The sequence below is a fragment of the Piscinibacter defluvii genome (assembly GCF_004011805.1).
Taxonomy (GTDB): domain Bacteria; phylum Pseudomonadota; class Gammaproteobacteria; order Burkholderiales; family Burkholderiaceae_C; genus Piscinibacter; species Piscinibacter defluvii.
This window is the reverse complement of record NZ_RCHJ01000005.1, coordinates 265,917-283,718: the sequence shown is the minus strand read 5'-3', so window position 1 is coordinate 283,718 and position 17,802 is coordinate 265,917. Positions and strand designations below refer to the sequence as shown.

Here is a 17,802-nt window from a genome sequence, read left to right as displayed (position 1 = left end):
ATGCGTCGCGACGCCTTCCTGAAGTCCTTCCTCGCGCTGGCCGCCGCCGGCACCCTGCCCAGCGTGGCGCGCGCCAGTGCCGCCCTGAAGATGATGATTCCCGCCAACCCCGGCGGCGGCTGGGACACCACCGGCCGCGCGCTCGGCAAGGCGCTGCAGGACGCCGGTGTCGCCGCCTCGGTGAGCTTCGACAACAAGGGCGGCGCGGCCGGTGCGCTCGGCCTGTCGCAGTTCCTCAACGCGAGCAAGGGCGACCCGAACGCGCTGATGGTGATGGGCGCGGTGATGATCGGCGGGCTGATCGGCTCGAAGTCGCCGCTCAGCCTCGCCCAGGCCACGCCGCTGGCGCGGCTGATCTCCGAGTACAACGTCTTCGTGCTGCCCGCGGCCTCGCCGTGGAAGACCATGCAGGACGTGGTCGAGCAGCTGAAGAAGGACCCCGGCAGCGTCAAGTGGGGCGGCGGCTCGCGCGGCTCGACCGAGCACATCGCCGCGGCGATGATCGCGCAGGCCGCCGGCGTCGACCCGGCGAAGATCAACTACGTCGCCTTCCGCGGCGGCGGCGAGGCGGTGGCCGCGATCCTGGGCGGCAACGTCAGCGTGGGCGGCAGCGGCTTCAGCGAGTTCCAGCAGTACATCGAGGCCGGCAAGATGCGTGCGGTCGGCATCACCGCGCCGGAGCGCATCAAGGGCATCGACGTGCCCACGCTCAAGGAGCTGGGCATCCCGGTGGAGATCGGCAACTGGCGCGGCGTGTACGGCGCGCCGGGCATCACGGCCGAGCAGCGCAAGGCGCTGGTCGAGATGATCACCAAGGCCACGCAGCACAAGAGCTGGCTCGAGGCGCTCGAGAAGAACGGCTGGACGCCCGCGCTGCTGACCGGCGACGCCTTCGCGCAGTTCGTCGAGCGCGACACGGCCCAACTGCGCGAGACGATGACCCGCGCCGGCATGATCGGCTCCTGAGCCATGGAAGCGCCCGTTGCCGTACCGGCCGCGCGCCGGCTGCACCAGAGCGTCATCGGCCTGGGCGCGATCGCGCTCGGCCTGGCCTACGCGTGGGGCGCGATCGACATCGCGTCGGAAGCCGGCTACGGCGGCGTCGGGCCGAACTTCCTGCCCTGGCTCGTCGCGCTGCTGCTGGTGGTCTGCGGCGGCCTGCTGCTGTGGCAGGCGCGGCACGGCGGCTTCGAGAACGACGAGGCACCGCCCGGCGCGGCCAGGGGCGACTGGGACGCGCTGGCATGGATCAGCGCCGGCGTGCTGCTGAACGCCGCCGCGATCGAGCGGGTCGGCTTCGTGATCGGCTGCGCGCTGTGCTTCGTCTTCGCGGTGCGCGGGCTGCGCCGCGCGGAAGGCAAGCCCGCCGGCGGCCTGCGCGGCACCGCGCTCGACTTCGCGACCGGCTTCCTGATCGCCGCGCCGGCCTACTGGCTGTTCACCAAGCTGCTGGCCATCAACCTGCCCGGCCTCACCGGCACCGGCTGGCTGTGATGGGACCACCCCCGGAGCACCTGCGGCGCTCCCCCTCGAGGGGGCAACGCCAGCGGACCGGCGGAGCCGGATCCGCGGCGTTCGCTTGGTACGCCGGTTTGCGCCCGCGAGCGTCGTGTCGAGCGACACGGAGGAGTTGACATGGACCTGCTGCAACAGCTGCTGCATGGCTTCGCGACGGCCGCCTCGCCGGTCAACCTGCTGTGGGCCTTCGTCGGCTGCGCGCTGGGCACGGCGATCGGCGTGCTGCCCGGGCTCGGGCCCGCGGTCACGGTGGCCATGCTGCTGCCGATCACCGCGCAGGTCGAGCCCACCGCGTCGATGATCTTCTTCGCCGGCATCTACTACGGCGCGATGTACGGCGGCTCGACCACCTCGATCCTGCTCAACACGCCGGGCGAGACCGGCTCGATGGTCACCGCGCTCGAGGGCTTCAAGATGGCCAAGAGCGGCCGCGCCGGCGCCGCGCTGGCGACCTCGGCGATCGGCTCCTTCGTGGCCGGCACGATCGCCACCGTGCTGGTCACGCTGTTCGCGCCGCTCGTGGCGCACTACGCGGTGCAGCTCGGCCCGCCCGAGTACTTCATGCTGATGGTGCTGGCCTTCACCACCGTCACCGCCGTGCTCGGCCGCAGCGTGCTGCGCGGCGTCACCGCGCTGGTGGTCGGCCTGGCGGCCGGGCTGGTCGGGCTGGACCAGATCAGCGGCCAGGTGCGCTACACCGGCGGCGTGCCCGAGTTCCTCGACGGACTCGAGGTGGTGCTGGTCGCCGTCGGCCTGTTCGCCGTCGGCGAGGCGCTCTACACCGCGCTGTACGAGGGCCGCACGCAGTCCTCGCTGAACGCGATGAGCCGGGTGCACATGACGCGCAGCGAATGGCGCCGCTCCTGGCCGGCCTGGCTGCGCGGCACCTTCCTCGGCTTCCCGTTCGGCGCCGTGCCGGCCGGCGGCAGCGAGATCCCGACCTTCCTCAGCTACGCCACCGAGAAGAAGCTCAGCCCGCACAAGGCGGAGTTCGGCACCAGCGGCGCGATCGAGGGCGTGGCCGGCCCCGAGGCGGCCAACAACTCGGCGATCACCGCGACGCTGGTGCCGATGCTGACGCTGGGCATCCCGACCTCGACCACCGCGGCCATCATCCTGAGCGCCTTCCAGAACTACGGCATCAACCCCGGCCCGCAGCTGTTCGACACCAATGCCGGGCTGGTGTGGGCCCTGATCGCCTCGCTGTACATCGGCAACGTGATGCTGCTGGTGCTGAACCTGCCGCTGGTGGGCCTGTGGGTCAAGCTGCTGAAGATCCCGCGCGCGCCGCTGTACGCCGGCATCCTGATCTTCGCGACGGTCGGCGTGTACGGCATGCGGCAGAGTTCCTTCGACCTGTTCCTGATGTACGCGATCGGCCTGGTCGGCGTGCTGATGCGGCGCTTCGACTTCCCGGCCGCGCCGGTGATCGTCGGCATGATCCTCGGGCCGATGGCCGAGGCGCAGCTGCGCAACGCGATCTCGATCGGCGAGGGCAGCTGGACGGTCTTCCTGCAGCGCCCCGTCTCGGCGCTGCTGCTGGCGGTGGTGGTCGCGGTGCTGGTCGTGCCGCGGGTGATGGCCTGGCGGCGGCGTGCCGCCGATGCGGCAACAGCGGGAGCGGCATGATGGACTGGAGCAGCCCGGACTTCTGGATCTCGGTCGGCCAGATCATCCTGATCGACATCCTGCTCGGCGGCGACAACGCCGTCGTCATCGCGCTGGCGTGCCGCAAGCTGCCGCCCGAGCAGCGTGCCAAGGGCGTGATGTGGGGCGTGGTCGGCGCGGTCGGCGCGCGCGTGGTGCTGATCTTCTTCGCGCTGCAGCTGCTCGCGCTGCCGTACCTGAAGGCGGTCGGCGCGCTGCTGCTGCTGTGGATCGGCATCAAGCTGATGCTGCCCGAGGACGAGGAGGGCCACGGCAAGCTCGAGGGCGGCAGCACGCTGTGGAGCGCGGTGCGCACGGTGATCGTCGCCGACGCGGTGATGAGCCTGGACAACGTGATCGCGGTGGCCGCCGCGGCCGACGGCCACCTCGGGCTGGTGGTGTTCGGCATCCTGGTCAGCGTGCCCATCATCGTGTGGGGCAGCAAGTTCGTGCTGTTGCTGATCGACCGCTTCCCGCTGGTCGTGGTGTTCGGCGCCGCGCTGCTGGGCTGGATCGCCGGCGGCATGCTGGTGGGCGACGTGGCCTGGAAGTCCTGGCTCGAGGCCCAGCCGGGCTGGCTCGAGCGGGCCGCGTCGGCCGCCGGGGCGGCGTTCGTCGTCGTGCTCGGCAAGCTGCTGGTGTGGCGCCGGCGCCGGGCCCTGCCGCCGGCGCCGGCCGGTGCGGCGGCGCTGCCGGCCCGGATCGGGCGCATCCTGGTCGCCAGCGACGGCTCGCCCGGTGCAGCGCAGGCGCTGCGCCAGGCGCTCGCGCTGCGCGGCCAGCTGCGCGACGGCGCGCAGGCCGAGCTGCACCTGGCCAACGTGCAGCGGCCGGTGTCGGGCAACGTGGCGAGCTTCGTGGCCGCCGGCTCGATCGAGGACTACCACCGCGAGCGCGCCGACCAGGCACTCGACGACGCGCGCCGCACGCTCGCCGAGGCCGGCGTGGCGTTCCAGGAGCATCGCCGCGTCGGCGAGCCGGGCGAGACGATCGCCGCGCTGGCCGCCGAGCTGGGCTGCGACCTGATCGTGATGGGCTCGCGCGGCCTGGGCACCCACACCGGCGCGCTGCTCGGCTCGGTGGCGGCGGGCACGCTCGAGCACGCCGGCGTGCCGGTGCTCGTGGTGCGCGCCTGAGCCAGGGCCTGAACAGGCCCTAGCCGGTGCCGGCGTAACGATGCTTCCAGCGCGCGATGAAGGCGCCGCGCTTGCTGCGGTCCAGGTGGACGAGCAGGCCCGGGCCGATGCCGATCGGCCGCGCCGCCTCGCCGAGCCGGGGCGCCGCACCGGCGCCCGGCAGCACCGGCGTCAGGCCGCAGTCGCTGGCCAGCACCTGCTGGCCGCGCGGCGAGATCAGGTGGTCCAGCCAGGCGCGCGCTGCGCCGGGATGCGGCGCGCTGCGCGCCACGAAGGCGACCCGCGCGGCCAGCAGCGTGTAGTCGCGCGGATAGACGATGGCCAGCTCCGGCCGGGCGCGCGCCGCCGCCTCGACATAGGAGCCCAGCACGTTGTAGGCGAGCAGCGTGCGGCCGGCCGCGATGTCCTCCAGCATGCTGCCCGTGTCGGCCTGCAGGACCGCGCGGCAGGCGCCGAGCGCACGCACCAGGGTCCAGTACTGCGGCGTGGCCAGGCTGTCCTGCGCGGCGAGCAGGTAGCCGAGGCCGGAGCGCTCGACGTCGTAGCTTGCGACGCGCTGGTCGAAGCGCTGCCGCTCGGCCTGCAGCAGCGCGGCCAGCGCGGCATGGGTGCGCGGCAGCTCGGGCTCGGCCCAGAGCCCGCGGTGGTAGGCGATGCCCACCGGCTCGGAGGTGGTGGCGTAGGCCTCGTGTTTCCAGACGGCCCAGCGCGGCAGCGCCGCGGCATGCCGGCTGAGGTGGCGTGCCGCATGGCCGTCGTTGACCAGCTTGACCTGCAGGTCCATCGCGGAACTCCACACCACGTCGGCCTCGCGCCCCTCCTCGGCCGCGAAGCGTTCCGCCAGCTCGACGCTGCCGAGCTGCCGGTAGTCGACGCGCAGGCCCGGGTGGCGGCGCTCGAAGTCCTCGATCAGCGGATCGGCCATCAGCCGGTCGGTCGTCGACCAGACGTTCACGTCCTGGGCCGCGACGCTGCGCCGTGCCGGCAGGCCCAGCGCCGCTGCGGCAAGCAGTCCGCCGACAATCACGCTGCGGCGGCCGGGCCGGCGCGGGTTGGCCTGCTTGCGCTCCATCGTGCGGACGATTATCACGAGCGCTGGATGGCGCCGGCCCTGGGGTCGGCCCCCTTGTCACGATGCGAATCCTGCTGATCGAAGACCAGGCTGCCCTGGTGCAGACGCTGACCCGCTCGCTCGCCGCGCTGGGCATCACGGTCGAGTCGTGCGGCGACGGGCAGCTCGCCGACGAGACCCTGCAGCGCCACGGCTACGATGTCGTCGTGCTCGACCTCGGCCTGCCGCGCCTGCACGGCCTCGAACTGCTGCGCCGCCTGCGCGCGCGCGGCGATGCCGTGCCGGTGCTGATCCTCACCGCCAGCGGCGACACGCACGACCGCGTGCAGGGCCTGAACGCCGGTGCCGACGACTACCTGCCCAAGCCCTTCGACCTCAGCGAGCTGGAGGCGCGCCTGCGCGCGCTGTACCGGCGCCGGCTCGGCGCGGCCGGCTCGGTGCTGCGCGTGGGCACGCTCGCGCTGGACACGGTGTCGCGCCGCTTCGCGCTCGGGGACCGCCACCTCGACCTGCCGCCGCGCGAGCACGACCTGCTCGAGGCGCTGATGATCCAGGCCGGCCGGCCGGTCAGCAAGCTGGCGCTGTCGCAGCGCCTGTGCAGCGCCGACGAGGTGCTCAGCCACGATGCACTCGAGGTCTACGTGTACCGGGTACGGCGCCGCATCGAGGGCAGCGGCGCGGCGATCCACACCCTGCGCGGGCTGGGCTACGTGCTCGAGGCGGCCGGTGATCCGCCTGCGTAGCCTGCTGCTGCGCTGGTTGCTCGTTCCCTCGCTGCTGCTGTGGGCCGGCGGCTTCGCGCTCGGCTACTGGCGCAGCCTCGCGCAGGCGCACGAGGCCTTCGACCGCACGCTGCTCGGCTCGGCGCTGGTGCTCGGCGAGCACCTGCTGGTCGCCGGTGGCGAGGTGGTCGCCGACCTGCCGCACGCCGCCCTCGAGATGCTGCGCACCGATTCGCAGGACCGCGTGTTCTACCGCGTCTCCAGCCTGGACAGCGGCGCCGTCGTGACCGGCTACGAGGACCTGCCGCCACCGCCCAGGCCGTGGTCGGCCGAGCCGGTGTTCTACGACGCGCGCTACAAGGATCAGGCGGTGCGCATCGTCGCGCTGCGCCACACGCTGCTGGACGGCTCGGACCGGCGCCAGCTGCTCGTGCAGGTGGCCGAGACGCTGGATGCGCGCCACCAGCTGACGCGCCGCCTGATGCTGCAGTCCGCCGGGGTGCAGCTGCTGCTGATCGGCGCGGCCGCCGGGCTGATCGTGCTCGGCGTGCGCCGCGGGCTGATGCCGCTGCGGCGGCTGCGCGACGAGGTGCGCGCGCGCGACCCCGACGACCTGCGGCCGATCGCCAGCGCCGAGGTGCCGCGCGAGGTGGCGCCGCTGATCGAGGCGATCAACGTGCACACGACACGGCAGCGCGAGCTGAGCGAGGCGCAGCTGCGCTTCGTGGCCAACGCCTCGCACCAGCTGAAGACGCCGCTGACCCTGCTGCGCGCGCTCGGCGCCCAGGCACGCATGCAGGCCGAAGCCGGCAGCGTGCGCGAGGTGCTCGACCGCATCGACGAGACGACCGACGCCACCGCGCGCATCGTCGGCCAGCTGCTCGCGCTGGCGCGGGCCGAGCCCGGCCACACGCTGCACCCCCAGGTGGTGGACCTGCGCACGCTGGCGCAGGAAGCCACCTTCGAGCTGCTGGCGCTGGCGCGCGGCAAGTCGATCGACCTCGGCTTCGAGGGCGATCGGCCGGTGCCGGTGCGGGGCGACCCGGTGCTGCTGCACGAACTGGTGACCAACCTGGTCCACAACGCGGTCACCTACGTGCCACCCGGCGGACGGGTCACCGTCGAGGTCGACATGCCGGCGGGCCGCCCCCGACTGCGAGTGATCGACAACGGACCGGGCATCCCCCCGGCCGAGCGCGAACGTGTCTTCGAGCGCTTCTACCGGCTCGCCGATGCCGGGACACCGGGCAGTGGCCTGGGCCTCGCGATCGTGCGCGAGATCTGCGCCCGACACGGCGCCGCGATCACGCTGAACGATCCGCCGGGGGGGCGCGGCGGCCTGGCGATCGAGGTGTCGTGGCAGGGCGGGGCCTGAGGCGCGGCCGGCGCCGGGCCGCGCAGCATGCGCGCGGTGCGCAACGGCGGCTGCACGGACGTGCCGGGCCGGGCCGCCGCGGGCCGTGCCTCAACGGCGCGGCGCGAGCGCGCGCAGCCAGGCCACGATGTGCTGCGCGGCCTCGGGGGCGTAGGTGCCGCCCTCCTCGTCGAACGCGGCCTTCGCGTTCGCGAAGCGCTCGAAGTGGTGGTTCATGCCCGGCACGACGACGAGCCGGGCGGTGCCCGGCCGGCGCCGGTTGACGAGTTCGACGATGCGCTGCTGGTCCTCGAGCGCCATGAACCAGTCGTGCTCGCCGTGCACGACCAGCGTCGGCACCGTCACCCGCGCCCAGTCCGCCTCCACGTCGAGAGCCTGGATCTGCCGGTAGTAGGCCAGCGGCCGGCCGAACACGTGGCGCTCGCCCTCGCGCCAGTGCGGCCGCAGCGCCGGCTGCGCCGCCAGCACCTCGCCGGGCGTGCGGCCGTCGAACAGCACGCGCGCGTAGACCGTCGCCAGAGCGCGCATCGCCGCGGCGAGCGCGGCCGGTTCGCTGCCCTCGAGCGCCAGCCGGCGGCGGTCGAAGCCGAGCAGGTGCTCGAACAGCGTGCGGTTGAAGCCGCCGCTGGCGACGATGCCGGCCGGGCCGAACTCGGCGGCGAGCAGCGGCACGAAGCTCGCACCGAACGAGCCGCCGAACAGCACGATGCGCCCGGGATCGACAAACGGCGCCGCGCGCGCGGCGTGCAGCGCGGCGCGGAAGGCGGCCAGGTCGCGCTCGAGGTCGTTGTCGGCGCAGTCGGGGCCGAGGCTGTCGCCGGTGCCGGGCTTCTCGATGCGCAGCGTCGCCCAGCCCGACTCGCGCGCCACGTCGCGCAGCATCTGCTTCCAGCCGTCGCCGTCGGCGACGCCGGTCTCGACCGCGCTGCACGACAGCCACGGCACGAAGGCGACCAGCGGCAGCCGCCCGACGGCCCCGCTCGGCAAGGTCCACAGCAGCCGCGTGCGGTCGCCCAGCGCGCTGACGACCGAGTCGTAGCGCACCTCGACGCCGTCGATGCGCTCGAGCGGGATCGCCCCCGCGACGAGGTGCTGCGTGAAGCGGCGCCCGTCGCGCTCGAGCGTCAGCGTCGCCGCGTCGCCGGCACGGTAGCGGCGCCAGCGCCGGCTGAACGCCTCGGCATCGCCGGGCGGCTCGCCGTCGATCGCGACGACCAGGTCGCCGACGGCCAGCGCCGTGCCGGCCGCCGCGCCCTGCGGACGGACCCGTGCGATGCGGGCGCCGGCCCCGGGGCGTTCGGGCGGGGCGACCGCGATGCCCCAGTCGGCGCGGCGCACCAGGCCGCCCACCGGCTCCGGCGGCGCAGCGATGCCCTGGCCCGCGGCGGCCGCCAGTGCCAGTGCCGCGGCGGCATGCATGAACAGGTGTTTCATCTCGACTCCCGGCGTGGATCCCGGGGCGAGCCTGGCTCAGGTGCCGTGCTGCGGTCTTGCCGATTCCGCAACCGGGCCGGCCGATTCCGGAATCGTCGAGCCGGCGCGGCGGAACGCGCTCGGCGTCAGGCCGGTGCGGGCGCGGAACTCGCGGTTGAACGGGCCGAGCGACGCGAAGCCGGCGGCATGCGCGACCTCGAGCACCGCCTCGCCCGGCACGGCGCGCAGCCGCTCGCAGGCCCACGCGATGCGGTGCGCGTTGACGAACTGGTTGAAGTTGCGCTGGCCGAGGCCCTGGTTGATCGCGCGGCGCAGCTGGTACTCGTGCAGGCCCAGCCGTTCGGCGAAGGCCGCCACGCTGAGGCCGGGCTCGCGGAACCACTCGGGCTCGCGGAGAAGGTGCGCACGCAGCCGCTCGAGCGCCGGGTCCGGCGCCGCGGACGCTGTGGTGCCGGCGCGCCCGGCGACCAGCGGACCGGCGCGCAGCAGCCACGCGCAGGCGAGCAGCGCGCCGAGCACGATCAGCGCATCGTTGGCGAGCACGAGTGCCGCGGGCGTGGCGCCCTGCGCGGCCCACAGCACCGCGAGCTGTACCGCGGCGACCAGCACGAGGTAGCCCCCCGCCACCGCGACGAACACCGCCCGCAGGCGCCGACGCGGCTCGACCAGGTCGCTGCGGCGCTCGAGCAGGACGTGCAGCAGCGTCGCGCCGATGCCGGTGGCGATCGCCGCATGGTAGAGCGCCGCCGCCGCGTGCGCGGCCGCGCCCGCGCGCCCGGCCCAGACCTCGGGCCGGTAGACGTTCTCGTGCCACAAGCCGGCGCCGGCGGCGGCCGCGAGCAGCACGAGGTGCGCCACGCGCAGGCGCAACCCGTCGTCGAACAGGCCGCGTGCGAACAGCGCGAACAGCACCGGCTTGGCGACGCACAGCGCCGCCAGCGGCACGGCCAGCACCCCCAGCACACGTGCCACCGGTGCGGACGAGGTGAGCACGAACGCGGCCACCGCGAGCATGAACGCCGCCCCGACCGCGCCGAGGTGGTCGCCGCGCCGCTGCGTGGCGAGCAGCCAGGCGCAGGCGGCCAGCAGCGGCAGCGCGGCGCCGCGCAGCAGCAGGTCGATCGTCTGCAGGCTCGTCACGGGTCCTCCTCAGGCGCCCACGGCCCGCTGCGCGGCGCGCCGGTGCGCGTCGCTGCCGCAGGCGCGCGCCTCCTCGCGCGCGCTGTAGACGAGCTTGATCACATGGTCGTCGGCCGAGCGCCGCGCGCGCTCCTCGAGTTCGGTCCACGACAGCCCGGCATCGTGCGGCTCAGCCGCGCCCAGCGCCGCGCCGCTGGCCACCACGCCGGCCGCATAGGCGCGTGCGTAGGCCTGCAGCGCAGCCGCACGCGCGGCCTCGTCGGGCAGGTGCGGCAGCAGGATGCGCAGCGCGTGCGCGCTGGTGACGAGGTGCAGCACGGTGAAGTCACGCGTGGCCGCATAGGTGCGCGCGGCCAGCTCGGCCAGGCGCTGCAGCGTGCCGGCATCGATCACCAGGGCATTCGCATGGCGCTCGAAGCCGACCTGGCGCGCCGCGGTGCGCATGCGCTCGAAGATCAGGCCGCCCTCGATGCGCACGACGATCTCGGCGTTCAGCGCTTCCAGCCAGCGCGCCGGGTCGGCCTGCACCGGCACGGCGGCCGGCGGTGCCGGCAGCGGCAGGTGGCGCAGCGTCCAGTAGGCCAGGCCCGAGGCGAGCTCGCCGTCGTGGCCGGCATCGAGCGCGTAGGCCGTGCGGATCAGGCCGTGGAAGGCCGCCGCGCCGATGCCCTCCATCAGCACCGGCAGCACCTCGTGCAGCAGCGCGGCACGGCCGCGCGAGCGCAGCTGCGCGTCGAAGCCGGCCTGCAGGTCGGCGAAGGCACGCGCGGGGCCGAAGCGGCCGAGCGCGGCGCGCCAGTCGGTGTCGGGCGCCGCGGCCTGGGCGACGAGCGAGAGGCGGCGGGCGTAGTCGTCGAAGAAGACCCGCAGCCGCTCGCCGTCCGCGCCGAGGCGATGCAGCGCGACCAGCGCCATCGGCAGGTGGTTGCTCAGCGCGCCGGTGTACTCGGGCGCGTAGCGGCGCCCGGTGTCCAGCAGCTCACGCAGGACCGCTTCGCTCATCCCGTTCTCCTTGCGCGGCGCGCTCCTCCTCGCGCAGCCGCAGCACGCGGCGTTGCACCTTGCCGGTGGTGGTCATGGGCAGCGCGTCGATGAACTCGATCTCCTTCGGGTACTCGTAGGGTGCCAGCTTGCCGCGCACATGCTGCTGCAGCTGCGCGACGAGCTGCTCGCTCCTCGCCACGCCGGGGGCGAGCACCACGTAGGCCTTCACGACGGCGCCGCGCTCGCGGTCCGGCTTGGGCACCACCGCGGCGTTGGCCACCGCCGGGTGCTTGACCAGGCAGTTCTCCACCTCGCTCGGGCCGATGCGGTAGCCGGCCGCCTTGAACACGTCGTCGCTGCGGCCCTGGTACCAGAGCCAGCCTTCCGCGTCCATCACGGCGGTGTCGCCGGTGCGGCACCACGAGTCGGCCGGGTCGCCGGTGAACTTGGCGCGCGTGGCGTCCTCGTTCTTCCAGTAGCCGAGGAAGAACACCGGGTCGGGCTGTCCGTGGATGTCGCGCCGGTGCACCGCCACGTCGCCGGGCGTGCCGCGCGGGCATTCGTGGCCGTCGTCGTCGATCACCGCGACGCGGTGGCCCGGGTAGGCGCGGCCCATGCTGCCGGGGCGCGCCGGCCAGCCGGCATGCACCCGGCCGCGCGCGTCGCGGTACTCGCCGCAGTTGCCCACGACGTAGTTGATCTCGGTCTGGCCGAACATCTCGTTGACCGTCACGCCGAGCGCGTCGCGGCACCAGGCGAACACCGCGTCACCGACCGCCTCGCCCGCGCTCATGATGGCGCGCAGCGGCAGGCGGTAGCGCTCGCGCGGCGTCGGCACGGCCTTCATCATCGCCTTCAGCGCGGTCGGGAACAGGAAGGTGTTGGTGACACGGTGCCGCTCGATCAGCTCGAAGGCCCGCTCGGGCTGGAAGCGGCCCTGGTACGCCACGATCTCGCGGCCGAAGTACAGCGTGGGCAGCAGCGCGTCCATCAGCCCGCCGGTCCAGGCCCAGTCGGCCGGGCTCCAGAAGACGTCGCCGGGCTGCGGGAACCAGTTCTGGCTGCAGACGAAGCCGGTGAGGTTGCCGATCAGCGCGCGGTGCGGGATCAGCGCACCCTTGGGCGGGCCGGTGGTGCCGCTGGTGTAGATCAGCACGGCCGCGTCGTCGGCCTTGGTGCGCTCGGCCTCGAACGGCGCGCTCTCGGGCGCGAGCAGCGCGTCCCAGTCGTGGTCGCCCTGCCCGGCCGCCTCGCCCACCGCGATCACGTGGGCCAGGCCCGGGCAGTGCGGTCGGGCGGCGCACAGGTTGGCGATCGCGCTCTCGTCGACGATCGCCACCGCGGCCTCGGCGTGGTTCAGGCGGTACTCGAGCGCCTCCGGCCCGAACAGCATCGACAGCGGCATCGCCACCGCGCCGAGCTGCCAGACGGCGAGGTCGGCCACCGCGGTCTCGAAGCGCTGCGGCATCACCACGGCGACACGGTCGCCGCGCCGCACGCCGAGCCGACGCAGCGCATGCGCCAGGCGGTTCGCGGCGGCCTGCAGGTCGGCGTAGGTGAACAGCGCGCGGCGGCCGTCCTCGTGCTCCCAGCGGATCGCCACCGCCTGCGGCGTGTCGCGCGCCCAGCGGCCGCAGCAGGCCTGCGCGATGTTGAAGTCCGCCGGCACCTGCCAGCGGAACGTGCCGTGCAGCCGGTCGTGGCTCATGACGGCGCGAAGCGTCGCAGTGCCTCGCCGGTGACGCGGCAGATGCGCCAGTCCGGCATCACCGTGGCGCCCATCTTCTCGTAGAAGCGGATCGCGTTTTCGTTCCAGTCGAGCACGCTCCACTCGAAGCGGCCGCAGCCGCGTTCCACCGCCAGCCGGCCCAGGTGCTCGAGCAGCGCGCGGCCGAGGCCGCTGCCGCGGTGCGCGGGCTGCACGTACAGGTCCTCGAGGTACAGCCCGGGCCGGGCCAGGAAGGTGGAGAAGTTGGTGAAGAAGAGCGCGAAGCCGACCGGCGCGCCGCCGGCCGCGGGCTCCGCCACCAGCGCCTCGGCCACCGGGCGCGGGCCGAACAGGTGCGGGTGCAGCGTCTGCGGCGTGACCTGCAGCAGGTGGGTGAGCTGCTCGAACTCGGCCAGCTCGGCGATCAGGCCGACCACGGCCTCCAGGTCGCGCGGCTCGGCAGGGCGGATCGTGTAGTCGTGCATGCGCCGATTCTGCCGGCGCCGCCGCCGTACAGTGCCGGGCATGAACCCGAGCGTCTACCTGCCGCGCCGCGCCGCGCGTTCCCGCTTCGTCGCCCTGCGCGGGCTGCGCCACCATGTGCTCGAATGGGGCGAGCCGGCGCCCGGGCGCGTGCCGCTGGTGATGGCGCACGGCTGGATGGACGTGGGCGCGTCGTTCCAGTTCGTGGTCGATGCCTTCGCCGAGGAGCGCCACGTGCTCGCGTTCGACTGGCGCGGCTTCGGCCAGACCGACCCGGGCGGCGGTGACGGCTACTGGTTTCCCGACTACCTGGCCGACCTCGACGCCCTGCTCGACTGCGCCGAACTCGGCCTGGCCGGCCGCGTGGTCGACCTGCTCGGCCACAGCATGGGCGGCAACGTGGCGATGCTGTACGCCGGCGTGCGAGCGCAGCGCGTGCGCCGGCTGGTCAACCTGGAGGGCTTCGGCATGCCGCGCGTGCCGAGCGAGCTGGCGCCGCGCCAGTACGAGAAGTGGCTCGACCAGCTGCGCGAGCCGGCACGCCTGAAGCCCTACGACGACCTGGCCGCCGTGGCCGCGCGGCTGCGCGAGACCAACCCGCTGCTGGCCGAGGACAAGGCGGCCTGGCTGGCCACGCACTGGGCGGCGCCGCTGCCCGGGGGCGGCTACGCACTGCGCGCCGACCCGGCCCACAAGCGCATCAACCCGGTGCTCTACCGGGTCGAGGAGGTGCTGGCCTGCTGGAAGCGCATCACCGCACCGCTGCTGTGGGTGGAGGGCGACCGGACCGACGTCGCCAAGTGGTGGGGCCACCGCTACCCGCGCGCCGAGTTCGAGGAGCGCCTGGCCGTGGTGCCCCGGGTCGAGCGCTGCGCGCTGTCGCCGGCCGGTCACATGCTGCACCACGATCAGCCCGAAGCCCTGGCCGAGCGCCTGGAGGCCTTCCTGCGCTAGGATGGCTGCGCTTCAGCAGTTCACGGAGGCCGCAGGTGGGCGCCGCCGGCAAGATCCGCAAGCTCGGGTTCCGCAAGTGGTACGAGCGCGAGCTGCTCAGCAGCCACGCGAACCTGGTGCTGCTGCTGCTCGCGACGCTCGGGCTGCTGGCCAGCGCGGAGGTCTACACGGTGCGGCTGCCGCTGCGCGATCAGCTCGAGGTGCTGCTGGCCGCCGCCGCCAGCGCGGTAATCGGCGTGGTCTCGCTGCGGCGCTACCTCTACCTGCTGAACCATGCCGAGTACGTGGCCGACCAGGCGGTGTGCGACAGCTGCGAGACCTACGCCAAGTGGGACCTGCTCGACGAGCAGGCCGGCGGCAGCCGGCTGGGGGTGCGCTGCCGGCACTGCGGCCACCGCTGGACCATCGATCTTTAGCCCTGGCCAGCCCGTGGTGGCCAATTCCGGTGCTTTTTGACACCGGTGGCGGCGGATGTTGCTTCTTGTGCGCACGAGGGTCAGATCGCAGTAAGCTTCGCGCGCTCCGACTGACCACATGTCCATCATCTACGCCAAGACGCCGTTGGGCCTGCACGAGATCGCCACGCGCGAGCGCCGGCTCTCGCCACGCCTGCGTTCGGCGCTCATCCTGGTGGACGGGAAGCGCGACGAGGACGAACTGGCGCGCCTGATCCAGAACGCCGACGAGACGCTGCAGGCCCTGCTCGAGGCGCAGCTGATCGCCGCGGTGGCCGGCAAGTCCGCGCGTTCGTCCCGGCCGGCCGAGCTCGAGCCGGAGCCGGCGGCCGCCCCCGCCGGGCTGTCTGCAGCGGACCTGGCCACGCTGCGCCGCGACGCGGTGCGCGCCCTCAACGACCTGCTCGGGCCGGAGGCCGAGTCGCTGGCGCTGCGCCTGGAGCGCGCCACCGACGAGGACCAGTTGCGCGCGGGGCTGGAGCGGGCCGTGCAGTACATCGCCAACGCGCGCGGCGGCGGCGCGGCCGCCAGCTTCGCCACCCGCTTCCTCAAGCCCGCCGCCTGAGGCTCAGCGTCCGAGCCAGCGCAGCGAGCCGGCCGCCCGGGCCAGCATGTCCCAGTCGGTCGCCAGGCGCCGCGCGCGCAGCTCGGGCCACAGGCGCAGCAGCAGTTCGGCCGTGACCAGCGCATCGCCCGCCGCCCGGTGGCGCGCCACGCAGTGCAGGCCGTAGTGCGCCAGCCAATCGTCCAGCGCCCGCTCGCCCTGCTGCGGGTGCAGCAGCGCCAGCAGCGCGGCCAGGTCCAGCCAGGGCCGCGCCAGCCGGCGGCCGAGCGCGGCGCGCATCGCGCGGTCGATCAGCGTGCGGTCGTAGCCGGCGTGGTAGGCCAGCACCGGCGCCGTGCCGACCCAGCGCTCGAATCCCGCCAGGGCCTCGGCCGGCGCCATGCCGGCGCGCTGGGCGCCGACGCCGACGCCGTGCACCAGCACGTTGGCCTTGTCGGCCGGGGCCTCGGGCTGGCGCAGCACCACCTCGTGGCTGTCGGCCAGCAGGATGCGCGGTGCCTCGGCCGCCGGGCAGACGGCCACGGCGCCGATGGCCAGCAGCCGGTCGCGGCGCGGGTCCAGCCCGCTCGCCTCCACATCCAGCACCACCCAGCGCCGGGCGTCGGGCGGCGCCGGGCGCGTCCACCAGCTCACCGCGCGTAGTCCAGCGTCAGGCGCTGCTGCAGCTGGCGGGCCACGCGCAGGGCCTCCTTCAGCATGCGCCGGTCGATGTCGTTGAGCGACTCCAGCGCCACCAGGTTGGTGCCTGCTGCGTCGGCCAGCTGCACGCGCAGCCGCAGCGTCTGCAGGATCTCGAAGGCCTCGGCCCAGGCCTCGCCTTCGTGGGCCGGCACGCCCAGCGCCAGCGCCGCGGCGTCCAGGCGCGCACGCGTGCCGATGGCCTCGACGCCGTGGGCCAGCGCGAACAGGCGCGCCGCGTCGACGAAGATCGCGCTGCCCTGAAGCTTCAGGTCGATGCACTCGCGGCCGTCGACCTTGCGGCCCTCCAGCGCGCCGCGCCAGTTCAGCGGCGGCCGGCGTGCGAGTGCATTGAGCGCCAGCTGGTGCTGGAAGCGCGGCAGCCGCGCCGCCTCGCGCGTGACCAGCACACGCAGCGGCGCCGCCAAGGCGGCCTCGCCGGCCAGCGGCCGCAGGTCGAAGAAGATGCTGGCGGCCAGCAGGTCCTCCGGCGCGCCGTGTTCCATCCAGTCGGTGAATCGCGCGGCCCACTCGGTCTGGTCCAGGCAGCACGCCGGCCGGCCGGCCATGATGCCGCCGGCGCACAGCGGGTAGCCGCAGTCCGCCAGGCCCTGGTTGACCTCGTCGCCGAGCGCCAGCCAGGCGGCGCGCTCGGAGGCGCTGGTGTCGTCCGCCAGCACGAGGCCGTTGTCCTGGTCGGTGGCGATGGTCTGCTCGCCGCGGCCTTCCGAGCCGAAGGCGAGCCAGCAGGCACGCCGCAGGTCGAGCCCGAGGCGGCGCGCCGTCAGCTCGACCAGGCGTTCGGTCAGCCGGTCGTTGAGCCGGCTGATCAGCTCGGTCAGCTGGCGCGCCTGCACGCCCTGGCCGAGCAGGTTGCGCGCGAGCTGGCGGATGTCGCCGGCCAGCGCGCGCAGCGTGGCCAGGTCCGGCGCACGCTGCAGCGCCCCGCTGGTCTGCTGGATCGACAGGCGCTGCAGCGCGAACAGATCGCGCTCCGAGACCAGGCCCACCAGCCGCGTGCCGTCGGTCACCGGCACATGGCGGATGCCGTGGCGCGACATCAGCAGCGCCGCGTCCTGCGCGCTGTCGCTGCTGCGCAGCAGGTGCAGCGGCGAGCTCATCACCGCGCTGATCGGCGTGCTCAGCGGCCGCTGCGGCAGGGTGACGCGGCCGAGCACGTCGTGCCGGGTCAGGATGCCCAGCGGCGTGCCGTCGGCCCCGGCCACCAGCACCGAGCCGATGCGCCGCTCGTGCATTGCGATCAGCGCCTCCCCGAGCGGCGTGTCCGGCGCCACGCTGAACGGCGCCTGGCGCACCAGGCTCGCCAGCGGCGCCTCGAGCGACTGCTGCTCGAGCGCGCGGGCCGCGACGCCGCTCTGCAGTGCGCGACGCGACAGCTCGAGCAGCTGCGCGACGCGGCGGTTGAGGAACTCGGCCAGCGGCGGGCAGTCGGCCGCCACCTCCTGCACCCGCCGGGCCGGCAGCAGCAGGCAGAACAGGTCGCCGTCGGCGCGGTAGGTGGCGGTGACGGCCCGCCCGCCGAGCGCCGCGCCGACCGGGAACAGGTCGCCGGCCTCGTAGTGCAGCGTGCCGTCGGCCTCGGCCACGCCGCGCCGCCCGGTGACGCGGCCGCTGCGGATCACGAGCAGCTCCTCCACCGGCCCGCTCTCGGGCCCGAGCACCAGCTCGTCGGGCGCGTAGTAGGCCTCGCGGGCGGCGCCGAGCAGTTGCTCCACCTGCGCCGGCGGCATCTGCGCGAACGGGGCGTGGCGCATCAGCTCGTCGCGCAGCGCGGCAAGCAGCGTGGCGGAGGGTGCGGGGTCGGTGGGCATGGCGGCGATGCTAGGGCCGGACGGCGCCGTGGGAGCCCGTCTGCGTCAAGAAAGAAAAAGGCCCCGCTCGGGCGAGCGGGGCCGGTTGAGGAAGCGTGA

Annotated in this window: 17 protein-coding genes; 9 read left to right on the top strand and 8 right to left on the bottom strand. The window is 74.2% G+C overall.

Annotation, left to right across the window (positions count from 1 at the left end):
- The 4 genes from D9C15_RS16835 (at window position 1) to D9C15_RS34495 (ending at window position 4,301) form a co-directional block, all read left to right on the top strand.
- Complete coding sequence (locus D9C15_RS16835; RefSeq protein WP_127999301.1) at window positions 1-966, top strand: Bug family tripartite tricarboxylate transporter substrate binding protein; 966 nt, start codon at window positions 1-3, stop codon at window positions 964-966.
- 3 nt (window positions 967-969) lie between these two features.
- Complete coding sequence (locus D9C15_RS16830; protein ID WP_127999299.1) at window positions 970-1,494, top strand: tripartite tricarboxylate transporter TctB family protein; 525 nt, start codon at window positions 970-972, stop codon at window positions 1,492-1,494.
- A 141-nt stretch (window positions 1,495-1,635) separates the two neighbouring features.
- Window positions 1,636-3,147: a tripartite tricarboxylate transporter permease gene (locus D9C15_RS16825; protein ID WP_127999297.1), complete on the top strand. Its 1,512-nt coding sequence runs from the start codon at window positions 1,636-1,638 to the stop codon at window positions 3,145-3,147.
- Window positions 3,147-4,301, top strand: a complete 1,155-nt coding sequence (locus D9C15_RS34495; RefSeq protein ID WP_310734484.1) for a YjbE family putative metal transport protein — start codon at window positions 3,147-3,149, stop codon at window positions 4,299-4,301. The genes D9C15_RS16825 and D9C15_RS34495 overlap by 1 nt, the downstream gene beginning before the upstream one ends.
- Before the next feature lie 19 nt (window positions 4,302-4,320).
- On the opposite strand, the gene D9C15_RS16815 is transcribed toward D9C15_RS34495, so the two are convergent.
- The gene (locus D9C15_RS16815; protein WP_127999293.1) at window positions 4,321-5,373 is read right to left on the bottom strand and encodes an ABC transporter substrate-binding protein; all 1,053 of its coding nucleotides are present in this window, start codon (window positions 5,371-5,373) and stop codon (window positions 4,321-4,323) included.
- Window positions 5,374-5,435: 62 nt separating this feature from the next.
- Here D9C15_RS16815 and D9C15_RS16810 point away from each other — a divergent pair, with 62 nt between their 5' ends.
- Both D9C15_RS16810 and D9C15_RS16805 read left to right on the top strand, forming a co-directional pair.
- The gene (locus D9C15_RS16810) at window positions 5,436-6,116 is read left to right on the top strand and encodes a response regulator (RefSeq protein ID WP_127999291.1); all 681 of its coding nucleotides are present in this window, start codon (window positions 5,436-5,438) and stop codon (window positions 6,114-6,116) included.
- Window positions 6,100-7,470: a sensor histidine kinase gene (locus D9C15_RS16805; protein ID WP_164886754.1), complete on the top strand. Its 1,371-nt coding sequence runs from the start codon at window positions 6,100-6,102 to the stop codon at window positions 7,468-7,470. The genes D9C15_RS16810 and D9C15_RS16805 overlap by 17 nt, the downstream gene beginning before the upstream one ends.
- Before the next feature lie 90 nt (window positions 7,471-7,560).
- Here D9C15_RS16805 and D9C15_RS16800 read toward each other — a convergent pair whose 3' ends face one another.
- Genes D9C15_RS16800 through D9C15_RS16780 form a run of 5 tightly spaced genes read right to left on the bottom strand, consistent with a single transcriptional unit; the run spans window position 7,561 to window position 13,221 of the window.
- Complete coding sequence (locus D9C15_RS16800; protein WP_127999287.1) at window positions 7,561-8,904, bottom strand: PDZ domain-containing protein; 1,344 nt, start codon at window positions 8,902-8,904, stop codon at window positions 7,561-7,563.
- Between the two features lie 36 nt (window positions 8,905-8,940).
- The gene (locus D9C15_RS16795) at window positions 8,941-10,044 is read right to left on the bottom strand and encodes an AraC family transcriptional regulator (RefSeq protein ID WP_127999285.1); all 1,104 of its coding nucleotides are present in this window, start codon (window positions 10,042-10,044) and stop codon (window positions 8,941-8,943) included.
- Window positions 10,045-10,053: 9 nt separating this feature from the next.
- Window positions 10,054-11,046, bottom strand: coding sequence for a questin oxidase family protein (locus D9C15_RS16790; RefSeq protein ID WP_127999283.1), 993 nt, complete (start codon window positions 11,044-11,046; stop codon window positions 10,054-10,056).
- Window positions 11,024-12,736, bottom strand: coding sequence for an acetate--CoA ligase (locus D9C15_RS16785; protein WP_127999281.1), 1,713 nt, complete (start codon window positions 12,734-12,736; stop codon window positions 11,024-11,026). Before D9C15_RS16785 ends, D9C15_RS16790 begins: the two co-directional genes overlap by 23 nt.
- A complete protein-coding gene (locus D9C15_RS16780; RefSeq protein ID WP_240668437.1) occupies window positions 12,733-13,221 on the bottom strand; it encodes a GNAT family N-acetyltransferase in 489 nt (162 codons plus the stop codon). Before D9C15_RS16780 ends, D9C15_RS16785 begins: the two co-directional genes overlap by 4 nt.
- A 40-nt stretch (window positions 13,222-13,261) precedes the next feature.
- On the opposite strand from D9C15_RS16780, the gene D9C15_RS16775 reads away from it, so the two are divergent.
- From D9C15_RS16775 to D9C15_RS16765, 3 genes are all read left to right on the top strand, one after another.
- On the top strand, window positions 13,262-14,173 hold the full coding sequence (locus D9C15_RS16775; RefSeq protein WP_127999277.1) for an alpha/beta fold hydrolase: 912 nt from the start codon (window positions 13,262-13,264) through the stop codon (window positions 14,171-14,173).
- Between the two features lie 35 nt (window positions 14,174-14,208).
- Window positions 14,209-14,589 carry a zinc ribbon domain-containing protein gene (locus tag D9C15_RS16770; protein WP_127999275.1) on the top strand — a complete coding sequence of 127 codons (381 nt, stop codon included), beginning with the start codon at window positions 14,209-14,211 and terminating at the stop codon, window positions 14,587-14,589.
- A 118-nt stretch (window positions 14,590-14,707) separates the two neighbouring features.
- Window positions 14,708-15,193, top strand: a complete 486-nt coding sequence (locus tag D9C15_RS16765; protein ID WP_127999274.1) for a hypothetical protein — start codon at window positions 14,708-14,710, stop codon at window positions 15,191-15,193.
- 3 nt (window positions 15,194-15,196) lie between these two features.
- Here the strand turns inward: D9C15_RS16765 and D9C15_RS16760 are convergent, their stop codons facing one another.
- Window positions 15,197-15,826: a 3'-5' exonuclease gene (locus D9C15_RS16760; protein ID WP_127999272.1), complete on the bottom strand. Its 630-nt coding sequence runs from the start codon at window positions 15,824-15,826 to the stop codon at window positions 15,197-15,199.
- On the bottom strand, window positions 15,823-17,703 hold the full coding sequence (locus D9C15_RS16755) for a DUF294 nucleotidyltransferase-like domain-containing protein (protein ID WP_127999270.1): 1,881 nt from the start codon (window positions 17,701-17,703) through the stop codon (window positions 15,823-15,825). Before D9C15_RS16755 ends, D9C15_RS16760 begins: the two co-directional genes overlap by 4 nt.
- Between the last annotated feature and the right edge of the window lie 99 nt (window positions 17,704-17,802).

Excerpts from the sequence above, each read along its gene's own strand:
- D9C15_RS16825 (WP_127999297.1), top strand. The coding sequence starts at position 1,636 with ATGGACCTGCTGCAACAGCTGCTGCATGGCTTCGCGACGGCCGCCTCG.
- D9C15_RS16810 (WP_127999291.1), top strand. The coding sequence starts at position 5,436 with ATGCGAATCCTGCTGATCGAAGACCAGGCTGCCCTGGTGCAGACGCTG.
- D9C15_RS16785 (WP_127999281.1), bottom strand. The coding sequence starts at position 12,736 with ATGAGCCACGACCGGCTGCACGGCACGTTCCGCTGGCAGGTGCCGGCG.
- D9C15_RS16790 (WP_127999283.1), bottom strand. The coding sequence starts at position 11,046 with ATGAGCGAAGCGGTCCTGCGTGAGCTGCTGGACACCGGGCGCCGCTAC.
- D9C15_RS16780 (WP_240668437.1), bottom strand. The coding sequence starts at position 13,221 with ATGCACGACTACACGATCCGCCCTGCCGAGCCGCGCGACCTGGAGGCC.
- D9C15_RS16765 (WP_127999274.1), top strand. The coding sequence starts at position 14,708 with ATGTCCATCATCTACGCCAAGACGCCGTTGGGCCTGCACGAGATCGCC.
- D9C15_RS34495 (WP_310734484.1), top strand. The coding sequence starts at position 3,147 with ATGGACTGGAGCAGCCCGGACTTCTGGATCTCGGTCGGCCAGATCATC.
- D9C15_RS16755 (WP_127999270.1), bottom strand. The coding sequence starts at position 17,703 with ATGCCCACCGACCCCGCACCCTCCGCCACGCTGCTTGCCGCGCTGCGC.
- D9C15_RS16815 (WP_127999293.1), bottom strand. The coding sequence starts at position 5,373 with ATGGAGCGCAAGCAGGCCAACCCGCGCCGGCCCGGCCGCCGCAGCGTG.
- D9C15_RS16835 (WP_127999301.1), top strand. The coding sequence starts at position 1 with ATGCGTCGCGACGCCTTCCTGAAGTCCTTCCTCGCGCTGGCCGCCGCC.
- D9C15_RS16800 (WP_127999287.1), bottom strand. The coding sequence starts at position 8,904 with ATGAAACACCTGTTCATGCATGCCGCCGCGGCACTGGCACTGGCGGCC.
- D9C15_RS16830 (WP_127999299.1), top strand. The coding sequence starts at position 970 with ATGGAAGCGCCCGTTGCCGTACCGGCCGCGCGCCGGCTGCACCAGAGC.
- D9C15_RS16775 (WP_127999277.1), top strand. The coding sequence starts at position 13,262 with ATGAACCCGAGCGTCTACCTGCCGCGCCGCGCCGCGCGTTCCCGCTTC.